This is a genomic window from Streptomyces sp. DG1A-41, assembly GCF_037055355.1.
Classification (GTDB): domain Bacteria; phylum Actinomycetota; class Actinomycetes; order Streptomycetales; family Streptomycetaceae; genus Streptomyces.
Map to the genome: position 1 here is coordinate 4,098,614 of NZ_CP146350.1, position 14,803 is coordinate 4,113,416.

The 14,803-nt window shown below is 71.3% G+C and carries 15 protein-coding genes and 1 riboswitch; of the genes, 8 read left to right on the forward strand and 7 right to left on the reverse strand.

The window, feature by feature from the left end; all coding sequences use genetic code 11:
• Positions 1-40 precede the first annotated feature (40 nt).
• Together V8690_RS18915 and thrC are read right to left on the reverse strand one after the other, a co-directional pair.
• Positions 41-316 (reverse strand): ubiquitin-like small modifier protein 1, encoded by a 276-nt coding sequence (locus V8690_RS18915; protein WP_010035955.1) that lies wholly within the window; start codon positions 314-316, stop codon positions 41-43.
• Positions 317-421: 105 nt separating this feature from the next.
• Positions 422-1,708: a threonine synthase gene (gene thrC, locus V8690_RS18920; RefSeq protein WP_338780406.1), complete on the reverse strand. Its 1,287-nt coding sequence runs from the start codon at positions 1,706-1,708 to the stop codon at positions 422-424.
• 18 nt (positions 1,709-1,726) lie between these two features.
• A riboswitch (SAM riboswitch) is annotated at positions 1,727-1,882 on the reverse strand.
• A 155-nt stretch (positions 1,883-2,037) separates the two neighbouring features.
• Between thrC and V8690_RS18925 the strand changes: the two genes are divergently transcribed.
• The 3 genes from V8690_RS18925 (at position 2,038) to otsB (ending at position 5,306) form a co-directional block, all read left to right on the forward strand.
• Positions 2,038-2,982 carry a glucosyl-3-phosphoglycerate synthase gene (locus tag V8690_RS18925; RefSeq protein ID WP_338780408.1) on the forward strand — a complete coding sequence of 315 codons (945 nt, stop codon included), beginning with the start codon at positions 2,038-2,040 and terminating at the stop codon, positions 2,980-2,982.
• A 73-nt stretch (positions 2,983-3,055) separates the two neighbouring features.
• Positions 3,056-4,444: a trehalose-6-phosphate synthase gene (locus V8690_RS18930; RefSeq protein WP_338780410.1), complete on the forward strand. Its 1,389-nt coding sequence runs from the start codon at positions 3,056-3,058 to the stop codon at positions 4,442-4,444.
• A gap of 7 nt (positions 4,445-4,451) precedes the next feature.
• Positions 4,452-5,306 (forward strand): trehalose-phosphatase, encoded by an 855-nt coding sequence (otsB, locus tag V8690_RS18935; protein WP_338780412.1) that lies wholly within the window; start codon positions 4,452-4,454, stop codon positions 5,304-5,306.
• Between the two features lie 6 nt (positions 5,307-5,312).
• Here otsB and V8690_RS18940 read toward each other — a convergent pair whose 3' ends face one another.
• A complete protein-coding gene (locus V8690_RS18940) occupies positions 5,313-5,558 on the reverse strand; it encodes a DUF3263 domain-containing protein (protein ID WP_338780413.1) in 246 nt (81 codons plus the stop codon).
• Positions 5,559-5,593: 35 nt separating this feature from the next.
• On the reverse strand, positions 5,594-6,847 hold the full coding sequence (locus V8690_RS18945) for an extracellular solute-binding protein (RefSeq protein ID WP_338780415.1): 1,254 nt from the start codon (positions 6,845-6,847) through the stop codon (positions 5,594-5,596).
• 132 nt (positions 6,848-6,979) lie between these two features.
• Here V8690_RS18945 and V8690_RS18950 point away from each other — a divergent pair, with 132 nt between their 5' ends.
• From V8690_RS18950 to V8690_RS18960, 3 genes are all read left to right on the forward strand, one after another.
• Positions 6,980-7,921, forward strand: a complete 942-nt coding sequence (locus V8690_RS18950) for an ROK family protein (RefSeq protein WP_338780416.1) — start codon at positions 6,980-6,982, stop codon at positions 7,919-7,921.
• Positions 7,921-9,132, forward strand: a complete 1,212-nt coding sequence (gene nagA, locus V8690_RS18955) for an N-acetylglucosamine-6-phosphate deacetylase (RefSeq protein WP_338780417.1) — start codon at positions 7,921-7,923, stop codon at positions 9,130-9,132. Before V8690_RS18950 ends, nagA begins: the two co-directional genes overlap by 1 nt.
• A gap of 122 nt (positions 9,133-9,254) precedes the next feature.
• Complete coding sequence (locus V8690_RS18960) at positions 9,255-10,184, forward strand: 1-phosphofructokinase family hexose kinase (RefSeq protein WP_338780419.1); 930 nt, start codon at positions 9,255-9,257, stop codon at positions 10,182-10,184.
• Between the two features lie 12 nt (positions 10,185-10,196).
• Here the strand turns inward: V8690_RS18960 and V8690_RS18965 are convergent, their stop codons facing one another.
• Complete coding sequence (locus V8690_RS18965) at positions 10,197-11,150, reverse strand: carbohydrate-binding protein (protein ID WP_338780420.1); 954 nt, start codon at positions 11,148-11,150, stop codon at positions 10,197-10,199.
• Positions 11,151-11,257: 107 nt separating this feature from the next.
• Positions 11,258-12,919 (reverse strand): diguanylate cyclase CdgB, encoded by a 1,662-nt coding sequence (gene cdgB, locus V8690_RS18970; protein WP_338780421.1) that lies wholly within the window; start codon positions 12,917-12,919, stop codon positions 11,258-11,260.
• 315 nt (positions 12,920-13,234) lie between these two features.
• On the opposite strand from cdgB, the gene V8690_RS18975 reads away from it, so the two are divergent.
• A complete protein-coding gene (locus V8690_RS18975; RefSeq protein WP_338780423.1) occupies positions 13,235-13,819 on the forward strand; it encodes a flavin reductase family protein in 585 nt (194 codons plus the stop codon).
• 49 nt (positions 13,820-13,868) lie between these two features.
• On the forward strand, positions 13,869-14,336 hold the full coding sequence (locus V8690_RS18980; protein ID WP_338780425.1) for a GNAT family N-acetyltransferase: 468 nt from the start codon (positions 13,869-13,871) through the stop codon (positions 14,334-14,336).
• Here the strand turns inward: V8690_RS18980 and arfB are convergent.
• Complete coding sequence (gene arfB, locus V8690_RS18985) at positions 14,333-14,770, reverse strand: alternative ribosome rescue aminoacyl-tRNA hydrolase ArfB (RefSeq protein ID WP_338780427.1); 438 nt, start codon at positions 14,768-14,770, stop codon at positions 14,333-14,335. The genes V8690_RS18980 and arfB overlap by 4 nt on opposite strands.
• Between the last annotated feature and the right edge of the window lie 33 nt (positions 14,771-14,803).

The following is a 14,803-nucleotide window of genomic DNA, read 5'->3' on the forward strand; positions in this document are numbered from 1 at the left end:
CCGCCGTTACCGAAGGTAATAATCAAGCCGGTCGACCGGTTCAGCCGCCCGCGACGGCCGGGATGATCGACACCCCGGCACCGTCCGGCGTCGCCGTCTCCAGCCCCTGCTCGAACCGCACGTCGTCGTCGTTGACGTACACGTTGACGAACCGGCGCAGCTTGCCCTGGTCGTCCAGCACCCGGGCGGCGATCCCGGTGTGGTTCTTCTCCAGATCGGCGATGACCTCGCCGAGGGTCGCCCCCTCGGCGGCGACCTCGGCCTGGCCGCCGGTGTAGGTGCGCAGGATGGTGGGGATGCGAACGGTGACGCTCATCGGGTAGGACCTCCGGTTTCGACTGCAGCTACGGCTGGTTGGCGCACCTTGGGGCGCGGGGGACTGCGCGACCAGCCCCCACCGGCCCGCAGCAAGAACGACGCTCTAGACGAGCCCCGCCTCACGGAACGACTCCAGGTTGGGACGAATGGTCGCAGTAAGCCCGGTCCCAGCCACCGCATCCAGCGTCTTCAGACCATCCCCCGTGTTCAGGACGACGGTCGTCAACGACGGGTCGAGAACCCCGTTCTCGATCAGCTTCTTCGCCACGCCCACGGTCACCCCACCGGCGGTCTCCGCGAAGATGCCCTCGGTCCGGGCGAGGAGCTTGATCGCCTCGACGACCTGCTCGTCGTTCACGTCCTCCACCGCACCGCCCGTGCGGCGCGCGATGTCGAGCACGTAGGGGCCGTCCGCCGGGTTGCCGATGGCGAGGGACTTGGCGATGGTGTCCGGCTTCTGGGGGCGGACGACGTCGTGGCCGGCCTTGTAGGCGGTCGACACCGGCGAGCAGCCCTCGGCCTGCGCGCCGAAGATCTTGTACGGCTTGTCCTCGACCAGCCCGAGCTTGATCAGCTCCTGAAGGCCCTTGTCGATCTTCGTGAGCTGGGAGCCGGAGGCGATGGGCACCACGATCTGGTCCGGCAGCCGCCAGCCGAGCTGCTCGCAGATCTCGTACGCCAGGGTCTTGGAGCCCTCGGCGTAGTACGGCCGCAGGTTGACGTTGACGAAGCCCCAGCCCTCGCCGGCCGGGTCGCCGATCAGCTCGGAGCAGAAGCGGTTCACGTCGTCGTAGTTGCCCTGGATGCCGACGAGCTCTCCGCCGTAGACCGCGGCCATGACGACCTTGCCCTGCTCCAGGTCGTGCGGGATGAACACGCAGGAGCGGAAGCCGGCGCGGGCCGCCGCGGCGCCCACGGCGCCGGCGAGGTTGCCGGTGGAGGAACAGGAGAGCGTGGTGAAGCCGAAGGCGCGGGCGGCCTCGAGGGCCTGGGCGACGACACGGTCCTTGAAGGAGTGCGTCGGGTTGCCGGAGTCGTCCTTGACGAAGAGCTTGCCGGCGTCGACACCCAGCTCACGCGCGAGGTTGTCGGCCTTGACGAGCTTGGTCCAGCCGGGGTTGATGTTCGGCTTGTCCGCCACGTCGGCCGGGACCGGCAGCAGGGGGGCGTAGCGCCAGATGTTCGCGGGGCCCGCCTCGATGCGCTTGCGGAGCTCTTCGGTGTCGTAGGCCGAGAAGTCGTACGCGATCTCCAGCGGGCCGAAACACTCCTCGCACGCGAAGACCGGGCCGAGGGGTACGCGGTGACCGCACTCGCGACAGCTCAGGGCGGCGGCGGGGCCGAGGTCTACGGTGGAGTCAGTGGTGCTTGCAACAGTCTGCACAGCCATGTGAGGCGAGGCCCTTTCTCCTCATCTTCCTCACGACGCATCTCGCCGTGAGACGGATTTGGCACCTTCCCGAGCCGGGAGCCTCGCGGAGCGGTCGACAGTGACCTACGAGTATCGGCTGGAGGGTTGCCGGGGCTTCATCGGGCCGTATCCCTCTGCCCCTCTGGATGAGCTGTATTCGGTTGTAAACGACGGACGACCCCGGACATGCGATGGTCATCCGCGTTGTTCAAGACTGTAACCGACGACCAGGACAGTTGAGATAGTCGTCCGAACCGCGAGATGGCTCACAGTCCGTCCCGCCGAGAGTACGCAGAGGAGCCGCCACGGTGCTGGAAGAAGTCGAGCGCTGGCTGAGCACCCGGTCCTGGTCCGTGACCGATCGTCCGCTTCACCAGATCCTCGCCGCCAAGCAGCGCACGGGCCGGACGGTCAGTGTCGTGCTGCCCGCGCTCAATGAGGAGGAGACGGTCGGCGACATCGCCGCCGTCATCCGCCACGATCTGATGCGGCAGGTGCCGCTCGTCGACGAGCTGGTCGTCGTCGACTCGGGGTCGACCGACCGAACGTCGGAGGTGGCCGCCGCCGCGGGCGCGACGGTGGTGCACCGCGACGAGATCCTCCCGCGCGTCCCGGCCGCGCCCGGCAAGGGCGAGGTGCTGTGGCGATCCCTCCTCGTCACCAGCGGGGACATCGTCTGCTTCATCGACGCGGACCTGAGGGACTTCTCGTCCGATTTCGTCTCCGGGATCGTGGGCCCGCTGCTCACCGACCCGGACATCGACCTGGTCAAGGGCATGTACGACCGTCCTCTCGGCGGCGCCACCGGGCAGGGGGGCCGGGTCACGGAGCTGATGGCCCGCCCGCTGCTCAACATGCACTGGCCCCAGCTGGCCGGCTTCGTGCAGCCGCTCGGCGGCGAGTACGCGGCCCGCCGCTCGCTGCTGGAGCAGCTGCCGTTCCCCGTCGGGTACGGCGTCGAGCTGGGCATGCTGGTCGACGCCCTGCACCTGGTGGGCCTGGACGCCCTCGCCCAGGTGGACATCGGCGTGCGCAAGCACCGGCACCAGGACGGGCAGGCGCTGGGCCGGATGGCCGCCGCGATCTACCGCACGGCCCAGCTGCGGCTGGCCCGCGGGCATCTGATCCGGCCGTCCCTGACACAGTTCGAACGGGGCGGGGACGGCTTCGAGCCGCGCACTTACTCCGTGGACACCGAGGAGCGTCCGCCGATGGTGGAGATCGCCGAGTACCAGGCCCGGAGGGCGGCCTGACCGGGGTCGTTTTCGGCCGGGTGGGGCAGGTCCGTACGTTTGAGCGTTTCCGGGCTGGGCTAAGTTGAGGCGTATGGCTTCAACGTACGGTGCTGCACAGGTACTGGTGGCCTCCAACCGCGGCCCGGTCTCCTACACGGTGGGCGAGGACGGTTCGCTGCACGCCAAGCGGGGCGGCGGCGGGCTGGTCTCGGGGTTGTCCGCGATCGGCTCGGACGCGGACGCGCTGTGGGTGTGCTCGGCGCTGTCCGACGGCGACCGCGAGGCGGTCCGGCGGGGCGTCGGCGAGGACGGCGTGCGGATGCTGGACATCCCCGCCGACGTGCACGCGGACGCGTACAACGGCATCGCGAACTCGGTGCTGTGGTTCGTGCACCACATGCTCTACCAGACGCCGCTGGAGCCGGTCTTCGACGCGGAGTTCCGGCGGCAGTGGGCGTCGTACGAGACGTACAACCGGGCGTTCGCCGAGGCGCTGGCCGAGGAGGCGGCGCAGGGCGCGGCGGTGGTGGTGCAGGACTACCACCTGACGCTGGTGCCTGGCATGCTCCGCGAGCTGCGGCCGGACCTCAGGATCGGCCACTTCTCGCACACGCCGTGGGCGCCGTCCGAGTACTTCCGGATGCTGCCGGACGACGTGGCCGGGCAGGTGCTGCGCGGCATGCTGGGCGCGGACCGGCTGGGCTTCCTCACGCAGCGCTGGGCGGACGCGTTCACCGCGTGCGCCGAGCGGTTCGCCGGCGGGCTCGGGGGCACGCGGATCGGCGTGCACGGGCTGGGGGCCGACGCGGACTTCCTGCGGCAGCGGTCGCACGAGGCGGACGTCGAGGAACGGATCGTCGCGCTCCGGGATGAGATCGGCGAGGGCCGCCGCACCATCGTCCGGGTCGACCGCACCGAGCTGTCGAAGAACATCGTGCGCGGCCTGCTGGCCTACCGCCGGCTCCTCGAGACGCACGCCGAGTGGCGCGAGCGCGTGGTGCACGTGGCCTTCGCCTATCCGTCGCGGCAGGACCTCGCGGTGTACCGGGAGTACACGGCCGAGGTGCAGCGGGTCTCGGAGGAGATCAACGCCGAGTACGGGACGCCGGGGTGGACCCCGGTCGTACTCAACCTCAAGGACGACTTCGCCCGCTCCCTGGCCGCGTACCGGCTGGCCGACGTGGCACTCGTCAACCCCATCCGGGACGGCATGAACCTCGTCGCCAAGGAGGTGCCGGTCGTCTCCGACACGGGCTGCGCGCTGGTGCTGTCGCGGGAGGCCGGGGCGTTCGAGGAGCTGGGCGAGGACGCGATCGTGGTCAACCCGTACGACGTGACGGCGACGGCGGCGGCCCTGCACGAGGCGCTGTCGATGCCCCCGGAGGAACGCGCCGAGCGCAGCAAGCGGCTGGCCGCGGCGGCGACCGCGCTGCCGCCGGCGCGGTGGTTCCTGGACCAGCTCGAGGCGTTGAGGGGCTGAGCGGCGGATGAGCAGCACGACGCCGGCGTCGCAGCCGTTGCCCACTCCCACCACGAAGGCGGGCCAGGACGGCCTCGACGCCCTCCTCGCCCGCCCCGGCAGGGCCCTGATCGGCCTCGACTTCGACGGGACGCTCGCGCCGATCGTGGCCGACCCCGAGCGGGCCCGGGCCCACCCGGAAGCCGTACCCGCGCTGGCCGCCCTCGCCCCGAAAGTGGCCGCCGTGGCGGTGATCACCGGGCGGCCGGCCGAGGTCGCCGTGCGCAACGGCGGCTTCGCGGACGTCCCGGGCCTGGAGCACCTCGTGGTCCTCGGCCACTACGGCGCCGAGCGCTGGGACGCCCGCACCGGCGAGGTCAGCGCCCCCGAGCCGCATCCCGGCGTCGCCGCCGTCCGCGCCGAGCTGCCCGAGCTCCTCGAGCGGTTCGGCGCGTCGCAGGGGACCTGGATCGAGGACAAGGGCCGGTCGGTGGCCGTGCACACCCGCCGGGCCGTCGACCCGCAGGCCACGCTGGACTCCCTGCGCGAGCCGCTCTCGGGCCTGGCCGAACGCCACGGCCTGATCGTGGAGCCCGGCCGTATGGTCCTCGAACTCCGCCCGCCCGGCATGGACAAGGGCGCCGCCCTCGCCGCATTCGCCCGCGAGATCGGCGCCGGGGCCGTCCTCTTCGCCGGCGACGACCTGGGCGACCTGCCCGCCTACGCGGCCGTCGACAAGCTCCGCTCGGACGGCACCCCGGGCCTGCTGGTGTGCAGCGGCAGCGACGAGGTGACCGAGCTGAGGGAGCGGGCTGACGTGGTGGTGGACGGCCCGGAGGGCGTCGTACGCCTGCTGAGCGCACTGGCAGGCCGACTGGCCTGAGAGCAGTCAGCGTTCGGCCCGGCGTGTCTCCCTTATCCGCCGCAGCCGGTTCACCGTCACCGGGTCGTGGGCCAGGGCCCGGGGGTCGTCCAGCAGGGCGTTGAGGAGCTGGTAGTAGCGCACGGGGGCGAGGCCCAGCTCCTCCCGTATGGCCCGTTCCTTCGCCCCGGGCCCGGAAAAACCGCGGCGTTCGAGCGCGAGGACGTCCCGCTCCCTGCGCCCGAGCCGCTCGTCACCCGTGTCCTCGTCCATGTCAGGCACCGTAACGCCCGCCACCGACAGCGGAACTACTCCGCGCTCTCCGCCCTGGTCGCCACCGCCTGGAGGTGGCCAAGGACTCCCGAGGGACTGCCGGAGGGGGCGACGGCCTTGCCGATCTGCTTCTTGACCTGGGCGCTGACGTCGGCCCAGGAGGTCTTGCCGACCGGGTAGAGCTCGGAGGTCAGCAGCTCCTCCAGGAACGGCTTGAGGTGCCGGTCCCGGCCGGAGGCGGCCATGGTCGCGGACGCGGAGCTGGTGACCGGCAGCAGGTCGTACTCGCGGGAGAAGGCCAGCACGTTCTTCTCGCTGTAGACGAAGTCGAGGAAGTCGCCGACCTGGTCGCGGTGGCCGTTCTTCCGGAAGGCCGTCATCCAGTCGGCGACACCGAGCGTGGACTTGCTCGTCCCCTCCTTGCCCGGCGTCGGGACCATGCCGTACTCGACGCCGTGCTTGGCGGCGATCTTCATCAGGGAGGGGTGGCCGTTGAGCATGCCGACCTCGCCCTTGGCGAAGGCGGAGAACGCGGCGGCCCGGTTGAGCTCGCCGGGCGCGACCGGCCCGGTCAGGTCCTTGCCGACCAGTTCGTTCTTCAGCCAGGAGAAGGTGTCGATGTTCTCCGGGGAGTCGATGCCGTAGCTGCCGACGGTGTCGGTGTAGCCGCCCCCGCCGCTGAGCATCCACTGCATGGTCTCGGCCTGGGCCTCCTCCGGGCCGAGGGGCAGCGCGTAGGGGTACTTCACGCCCTCGGCCTTGAGTTTTCCGGCGTCCGCGGCCAGGTCGTCCCAGGTTTCGGGCGGGGTGATGCCCGCCTTGGCGAAGAGCGTCTTGTTGTAGAAGAGCACGCGGGTGGAGGAGGCGAACGGCATGCCGTACTGCACGCCCTTGACCTGTCCCGCGGAGGCCAGCTGCCCGACGAAGTCGGCCTGCACGGGTATGGAGAGCAGGTCGTCGGCCTTGTAGAGCTGGTTCTGCGCCGCGTAGTCGGCGTACGCGCCGATCTGCGCCATGTCCGGCGGGTCACCGGCGGCGACCATCTCCCTGACCTTGCGGTCGACGTCGTTCCATGAGTAGACGCTGACGTCGATCTTCACGCCCGGGTTGTGGGCCTCGTACTCCTCGACGAGCTTGTCCCAGTACTTCCGGGAGCTGTTGGCCGCACTGTCGCCGTAGTCGGCGGCGACAAGCTTCAGCGTCACGTCGGCGGAGCCGCCCGTCACTCCGCAGCCGCCGAGGACCGCCGTCATGCCCAGCGCGGACACCACCGCGATCGTTCCTGCCATCCGCCGCCGCTGCACCGCTGTTCTTCCCCAACCCTGGCGTCACCGCCAACGAAAGTTTTCGATATTCGGAACAAGGTCTACACCACGTAAGTGGACTAGACCTCTTGTGGGTCCCCGGGTCACACTGGTCTCGTGAGACATGTCATCGCCCTCGACGTGGGCGGCACCGGAATGAAGGGCGCCCTGACCGGGCCCGAGGGCGAGGTGCTGCACCGGGCCCGCCGGCCCACCGGACGCGAGCACGGCCCGGACGCCGTCGTCGCGGGCATCCTCGACTTCGCCGCCGAGCTGCGCGCGTACGGCGCCGAACACTTCGGCACGCCCGCGTCGGCCGCCGGCGTGGCCGTCCCCGGCATCGTCGACGAGGCGCGGGGCATCGCCGCCTACGCGGCGAACCTCGGCTGGCGCGACGTCCCCCTGCGCGACCTGCTGGCGCAGCGGCTGGGCGTCCCGGTCGCCCTCGGCCACGACGTGCGCACCGGCGGCCTCGCCGAGGGCCGGGTCGGCGCGGGCCGGGGCGCCGACCGGTTCCTGTTCGTGGCCCTGGGCACCGGTATCGCGGGCGCCGTCGGGGTCGACGGCCGGGTCGAGGCGGGCGCGCACGGCTTCGCGGGCGAGATCGGCCACATCGTCGTACGCCCCGGTGGGTCCGAGTGCCCCTGCGGGCAGCGCGGCTGCCTGGAGCGCTTCGCGTCGGCGGCGGCCGTGAGCGAGGCCTGGGCGACGGCCTCCGGCGAGCCGGGCGCGGACGCGGCGGACTGCGCGAAGGCCGTCGAGTCGGGCGACCCGAGGGCCCGGGCGGTCTGGCAGGAGGCGGTGGACGCACTGGCCGACGGCCTGGTCACGGCCCTCACCCTGCTGGACCCACGGATCCTGATCATCGGTGGCGGGTTGGCGGAGGCGGGGGAAACCCTGTTCACACCCCTGCGGGAAGCGATCCGCAGCCGCATCACCTTCCAGAAACAGCCGTCGATCGTCCCCGCGGCGCTGGGGGACAGCGCCGGTTGCCTGGGGGCGGGCCTGCTGGCCTGGGATCTTCTGGCATCGACCGACCGTATGGAGGTAACGCCCTGATGGCAGCCCACCCAGGGGCGCGGGGAACTGCGCGACCAGCCACGGCGCACGCGCACCCCGCAACGGCCGGACACCCCACGGTCCTGACCGGCGCAACCGTCGTCCTCCCCACAGGAACCGTCGAAAACGGCCGACTGACCGTCGACGGCACCCGCATCACAGGAGTGGCACCCGAAAACGCCCAGGTCATCGACGTAACCGGCCACTACGTACTCCCCGGCTTCGTCGACATCCACAACCACGGCGGAGGCGGAGCCTCCTTCACGTCCGGGTCGGTCGAAGACGTACTGCGCGGCATCCACACCCACCGCCTGCACGGCACGACCACCCTGGTCGCCTCGACCGTCACCGGCGACATGGACTTCCTCACCCAGCGCGCGGGCCTGCTGAGCGAACTGGCCGAGCAGGGCGAGATCGCCGGCATCCACTTCGAGGGACCGTTCATCTCCCCCTGCCGCAAGGGCGCGCACTCCGAGGGACTGCTGCGCGACCCGGACCCGGCGGAGGTCCGCAAGCTGATCGACGCGGCCCGGGGCCGGGCGAAGATGGTCACGCTGGCCACCGAGCTGCCCGGCGGCATCGACTCCGTTCGCCTGCTGGCCGAACACGGTGTGATCGCGGCGATCGGCCACACCGACGCGACGTACGAGCAGACGGTCGAGGCGATCGAGGCGGGCGCGACGGTCGCCACGCACCTCTTCAACGCGATGCCGCCGCTCGGCCACCGCTCGCCCGGCCCGATCGCCGCGCTCCTGGAGGACGACCGGATCACGGTCGAGCTGATCAACGACGGCACGCACCTGCACCCCGCCGCACTCCGGCTGGCGTTCCACCGCGCGGGCGCGGACCGGGTGGCGTTCATCACGGACGCGATGGACGCGGCCGGTTTTGGCGACGGCCGCTACTGGCTCGGCCCGCTGGAAGTAGAGGTCGCCGACGGCGTGGCCCGCCTGCTGACGGACGGCACGATCGCCGGCTCGACCCTCACCCTGGACCGCGCCTTCAAGCGGGCGGTCACGGTCGACGGGCTGTCCGTCGAGGACGCGGTGACGGCCCTCTCGGCCACTCCGGCCCGCCTCCTCGGCATGGACGACCGGATCGGCTCCCTGGAACCCGGCAAGGACGCGGATCTGGTGCTCCTGGACGCGGACTACGACCTCAAGGGCGTGATGCGCCGGGGCGAATGGGTGGTCGGTCCACAACTGCACTGATCCGTCCCGCAGTCGAGAGACGGTGGACGACTCCGGGACTGGGCCGGGCGCCGTCTCTTTGGCATGATCGGGCTTCCGGAAGTTCACGGCAGCAAGCGCATTCTCGGGGGAGGTCGGCCCAGGTGATCCTCACGGTCACGCTGAACACCGCTCTCGACATCACCTACCGCGTACGGTCCCTGAGGCCGCACGCCTCCCACCGCGTCTCCGAGGTGACGGAACGCCCCGGCGGCAAGGGCGTCAACGTCGCCCGGGTGCTCGCGGCGCTCGGGCACGAGGCGACGGTGACCGGTTTCACGGGCGGTGCCACGGGACGGGTCGTGCAGGAGCGGCTCGCGGCCGTGCCGGGCGTGGTGGACGCGCTGGTCCCGGTCTCGGGCGCGACCCGCCGCACGATCGCCGTGGTCGACGAGCAGACCGGCGACACGACGCAACTCAACGAACCGGGCCCGATGGTCACGCCCCCCGAATGGTCGGCCTTCCAGGAGGCCTACGAGGATCTGCTGCCGTCCGCCTCTGCGGTGGCGCTGTGCGGCAGCCTGCCGCCGGGCGTGCCGGTGGGGGCGTACGCCGGCCTGGTCCGTACCGCCCGTGCCGCCGGTGTCCCGGTCCTCCTGGACACGAGCGGCGAAGCCCTGCGCCGGGGCGTGGCGGCCCGCCCGGACATCATCAAGCCGAACGCCGACGAACTGGCGGAACTCACCGGCTCCCACGAACCCCTGCGCGCGACCCAGGACGCCCGCCGCCGGGGCGCGGGCGCGGTCGTCGCCTCCCTGGGCCCCGAGGGCCTCCTCGCCGCCACCCGAGACGGCCGCTGGCGAGCCACCCCACCGACCTCTGCACGAGGCAACCCGACGGGCGCGGGCGACTCGGCGGTCGCGGGCCTGCTGTCGGGGCTGATCGAGCACCTTCCCTGGCCGGATCGTCTGATCCGGGCGGTGGCCCTCTCGGCGGCGACGGTGCAGGCGCCGGTGGCCGGGGAGTTCGACCTGGGGGTGTACGAGGAGCTGCTGGGGAGGGTGGTGGTGACGGGGGAGATCAGTGCGGCCTAGATCAGGACCGTCCTAATCCTTGACCTGGCCCGCCTTCAGCCACAGCTGGTCCAGCAGGACGTTGCACTTGTCGCCGTCCTGGCAGGAGACCGTGATCGTGTTGGTGCCCTTGTTGAGGGTCGGCCAGGCGTAGGTCTTCGTCCAGCCCTTGGCGAAGTCGCCGTCCGAGGTGTGCGTGAAGTTGCCCATGTTCAGCTTGCTGCCGAACGGCTTGCCGTTGACCGTGAGCGTCATCTCCTGGTCCTCGTCGACCGTGCTGTAGCGGGCAAACACGGTGTACGCGCCGTCCTTGGGGATTCCGTTGACCGTCCAGGTGACCGAGGAGCCGACCTGGTTGAGGTTCCCCACGTAGATGCCGCCGTCGGACTGTGCGCCCTTGACGTCCTGGGCGAGGGTCGCGCCCCCGCCGAGGCGCAGTGCCTTGGCGTCGATCTTCGGCAGGTCGACGTTGCTCTCGTCGCCCTTGCTGGGCGACGGGCTCGGCTTCGCGTTCTGGGACTGGGTCGGGGTCGTGCCCGCCTGGTCGTCGGTGTTGCTCTGGTCCTTATCGCCGCCCAGCATGGCCACGCCGATGCCGATGACGACCGCCGCGACCACCGCGATCGCGCCGATCAGCAGGCCCTTGGTGTTCGGGCCGCGGCCGCCCCGGCCACCGCCACCTCCGCCCGGCATCTGCTGCTGGGCGGTGGGGGCACGGCCGGGCAGCGTCTCCGGTGCCGCGTAGTGCGCGTTCGGCTGGCCGTAGCCGCCCTGCTGCTGCGGGACCTGCCCATAGGGCGCCGTCTGCGCGCTCTGCGACTGCTGGCCGTACTGGCGTGTGCCGACCGCCCGCACCCGGTTGACCGAGTTCGGATAGCCGTAGCCCCCGGACGGCGGCTGGGCCCCGTTGGCCTGCCCGTCGGCGTAGAGATAGCCGAACGGGTCGTCGTCCTCGGGCGTGCTCGCGCCGTTGTTGCCGGGCGTCATCCCTTGGTCTCCTAAACAGGTGCGGTACGAGTCGTGAGAGGCGAGCCTACCCGCTCCCAGTGACCCAAACGGGTGACTCAGACCGCATCAACTCGCCGGCCTGGGGTTCACCCGGCGCGTCTGTGTTGTTTGGGACGAGATCGTTTCTCGACGTACATCCGCTCGTCAGCGGATTTCAACACTTCGTCCGCCGTCATTCCACAGTGTGCCCATCCGATGCCGAAGCTGGCGCCGACCCGGACCGCCCGCCCCTCGGCGCGGATGGGCTGGATGATCTCGTTGCGCAGGCGGACCGCGAGGTCCTGGGCGTCGGCGCGGCCGAGACCGTCCGCGAGGATGACGAATTCGTCACCACCGAGCCGGGCGACGGTGTCGCCGTCGCGGACGCCGTCGCTCAGCCGGCGGGCGACCTCGATGAGAACCGCGTCACCCGCGTTGTGCCCGAACCGGTCGTTGATCGACTTGAAGCCGTCGAGGTCGCAGAAGAGGACGGCGAGGCCCTTGGTGCCGTCGTCGTGGTCGCCGTCCGGCGCGACGGTGTGCACATGGTGGTCGTAGGCGTCGTAGGGCTCGACGCCCTGCCGGTAGTCGAAGCCGGGCCCGACCACGTCGAAGGCGGGGTGGCCGTAGGCCGCGTCGAGGGACTCGACGGCGGCGGCGTGCGGGGTCGTGGCCCGCTGGCACAGCCGGGCGGACAGACGGGAGCGCAGCTCCGCCGAATTCGGCAGGCCCGTGAGCGAGTCGTGGGAGGCGCGGTGGGCGAGCTGGAGCTCGCGGCGCTTGCGCTCCTCGATGTCCTCGACGTGGGTGAGGAGGAAGCGCGGGCCGTCGGCGGCGTCCGCGACCACGCTGTTGCGCAGGCTGACCCAGACGTAGGTGCCGTCCCGGCGGCCGAGGCGGAGCTCGGCGCGGCCGCCCTCGGCGGAGGTGCGCAGGAGCGTGCCTATGTCCTCGGGGTGGACCAGGTCGGAGAACGAGTAGCGGCGCATCGCGGAGGCGGGGCGGCCCAGCAGCCGGCACAGGGCGTCGTTCGTGCGCAGGATCCGGCCGTGCTGGTCGCCGCCCATCTCGGCGATGGCCATGCCGGACGGGGCGTACTCGAAGGCCTGCCTGAAGCTTTCCTCACTGGCCCGCAGCGCCTGCTGCTCGCGCTCCAGCCGGACGAGCGCCCGCTGCATGTTGGCGCGCAGCCGGGCGTTGCTGATCGCGATGGCGGCCTGGAAGGCGTACATCTGGAGCGCCTCGCGGCCCCAGGCGCCCGGGCGGCGTCCGTTGCGCGGCCGGTCCACGGACAGCACGCCGATCAGCTCGCCGCAGGCCGCGCTGCCCTGCGGGCCGGGCGCGTACATCGGCGCGAAGAGCCGGTCGGCCGGGTGCCACTCGTCCTCGAAGCGGGGGGCGGGGCCGTCGGTGTACCACTGCGGGACGTCGTCGTCGTCGAGGACCCAGCCCTCGGTGTGCGGTATGAACACCAGGTCGCCCCAGTGCTCGCCCATGGCGAGGCGGCGGTCCCAGGACTCGCGCGAGCCGACGCGGCCGGTGATGAGGGCCTCGGCGGCCGAGTTCCCGGCGAAGGCGGCGACGACGAGGTCGCCGTCGGGCCGTACGAGGTTCACGCACGCCAGCTCATAGCCGAGGGCGGCGACCACGCCCTCCGCGACGGTCTGCAGGGTGTCCGCCAGGCTGCGGGCCGTGTTCATGTCGGCCATGACCTGGTGCAGTTGTCGCAGGGACGCAAGGCGGACGTAGGGCTCCGACTCGGTCTCCATGCTCGCCCTCCCCCCGAGACCTCGCAGCGAATCAAGGGTTCTCTTCGGCGTATCGTCCTGGCAGCTTCCCAGCCACTGAATCACAGCGCGCTGCCCACTCGGTACACAGGGTCAACAATTCCTGCCCCTTGTGACTCAAGTCACAGGAAAACCTGAACAATTGAGTGGAGTTTCTGCGTTCTTCACGTGCGTCTACCGAACGCGGACTTTGTCGCGTTGCGCACAACTTTTCCGGGAGTCCGTCGCGAGTCCTAAGACCGTGATCGGGCGGGAGCCCGATGCGGGGCGCCGGGGACGGAGATTAGCGTTTCAGATGTGCCGAACACTCCCACCGCCACGTCCCCGATCATTCCGCCGCACGCCTCCGGGCATGCTGAGGGGGTGAGCAACGACGAGTTCCGCGCCGCCATGTCCCGGCTGGCCTCGGGCGTGGTCCTGGTGACCGCGCAGGAGCCACCGCTCGACCCGGACGACCCCTCGGCGCCGGACAGCGAGGACGTGGGCATGACGGCCACGGCCTTCATGTCGGTGTCCCTCGACCCGCCCCTGGTGCTGGTGAGCCTGCGCGAGGGCTCCCGCATGGACGAGCTGCTCGAGGAGCAGCCCCTGTGGGCGGTCTCGGTCCTCTCCGAGAGCCAGCGGCACATCGCGGGCCGCTTCGCCATGAAGGGCCGCGTCAGCGACCGCCTGCTCTTCGCGGACATCCCGTACACGCGCGGCGAGTACACCGACGCGCCCCTGGTCGGCGGTGCCCTGGCCGTCCTGGAGTGCCGCACCGAGCAGCGGGTACCGGCCGGAGACCACACCCTGGTCATCGGCCGCGTCCTGACGGCCCGCGTCCCGAGCGCGGACGGCGGGCCGCTGACGTACTTCCGCGGGCGGTACCGGCACTTGGGGTGAGGCGGAAACCCGGTGGCCCGGGTCTGACGGGCGCGCCTAGGGTGCGCGCATGACAACGATGGCCCCTCGCCTCGAAGAGATCACCGCTGGGAACCTCGACGCCGCGCTCGGCATCCGCGTCCGCCCCGACCAGGAACACGCGGTCGCCCCGGTCGTGAAGTCCCTCGCCGAGGCGTATGTGCATCCCGGCGTCGCCTGGCCCCGCCTGATCGTCGACGGCGACCGCCCGGTCGGCTTCCTCATGGCCTTCCTCGACACCGACTGGTACGAGGACGGCAGCGTGCTGCGCTCGGGCCTGTGGCGGCTGAACATCGCGGCCGGGGAGCAGGGCAAGGGGTACGGCCGCTTCGCCGTCGAGTCCCTCGCCGACGAGCTGCGCCGGCGCGGCGCCAAGCAGTTCTACGTCACCTGGCATCCCGGCCCCGACGGCCCCAAGGGCTTCTACCTGGGGCTCGGCTTCCGCCCGAACGGGGAGATCAGCGGAGGCCAGACCGTCGGGGTCCTGGACCTGGACTAGCTCCAGTTCCGTGCGGAGCGGCCCCGCTTGGTGTCCGAGCGCTGCTTCTTCTCACGCAGCCGCCGCTCGTTGATCCCCCGGGGGATCCGGGTCGGCTTGCGGGGCTTGGGCGGGGGTGCGGTGGCCTCGGCCAGGAGCGCGGCGAGGCGCACGGCGGCGGCCTCGCGGTTGCGCCACTGGGAGCGGTGCTCGGAGGACCGTACGGTGACGACTCCGTCGACCAGGCGCCCGGCCAGCCGCTCCAGCGCCCGCTGCTTCCACACCTCGGGCAGCGCCTCGGTCCTCGCCAGGTCGAAGCTGAGCTCGACCTTCGAGTCACTGGTGTTGACGTGCTGCCCGCCCGGTCCCGAGGACCGCGAGAAACGCCACATGAGCTCGGCCTCGGGCAGGGAGACGGAGCCGCGGATGACGTGGGGACCGGACATGCCGTCCATGTTCCCGCTCCTGTCCGGTCCACGTCATCCGAA

Bases quoted from the DNA above. Each gene is read 5' to 3' on its own strand.
- V8690_RS18940 (WP_338780413.1), bottom strand. From the start codon at position 5,558: ATGGACGAGGACACGGGTGACGAGCGGCTCGGGCGCAGGGAGCGGGAC.
- V8690_RS18980 (WP_338780425.1), top strand. From the start codon at position 13,869: ATGACAACGATGGCCCCTCGCCTCGAAGAGATCACCGCTGGGAACCTC.
- arfB (WP_338780427.1), bottom strand. From the start codon at position 14,770: ATGGACGGCATGTCCGGTCCCCACGTCATCCGCGGCTCCGTCTCCCTG.
- V8690_RS18965 (WP_338780420.1), bottom strand. From the start codon at position 11,150: ATGACGCCCGGCAACAACGGCGCGAGCACGCCCGAGGACGACGACCCG.
- V8690_RS18945 (WP_338780415.1), bottom strand. From the start codon at position 6,847: ATGGCAGGAACGATCGCGGTGGTGTCCGCGCTGGGCATGACGGCGGTC.
- V8690_RS18930 (WP_338780410.1), top strand. From the start codon at position 3,056: ATGGCTTCAACGTACGGTGCTGCACAGGTACTGGTGGCCTCCAACCGC.
- nagA (WP_338780417.1), top strand. From the start codon at position 7,921: ATGGCAGCCCACCCAGGGGCGCGGGGAACTGCGCGACCAGCCACGGCG.
- cdgB (WP_338780421.1), bottom strand. From the start codon at position 12,919: ATGGAGACCGAGTCGGAGCCCTACGTCCGCCTTGCGTCCCTGCGACAA.
- V8690_RS18915 (WP_010035955.1), bottom strand. From the start codon at position 316: ATGAGCGTCACCGTTCGCATCCCCACCATCCTGCGCACCTACACCGGC.
- otsB (WP_338780412.1), top strand. From the start codon at position 4,452: ATGAGCAGCACGACGCCGGCGTCGCAGCCGTTGCCCACTCCCACCACG.
- thrC (WP_338780406.1), bottom strand. From the start codon at position 1,708: ATGGCTGTGCAGACTGTTGCAAGCACCACTGACTCCACCGTAGACCTC.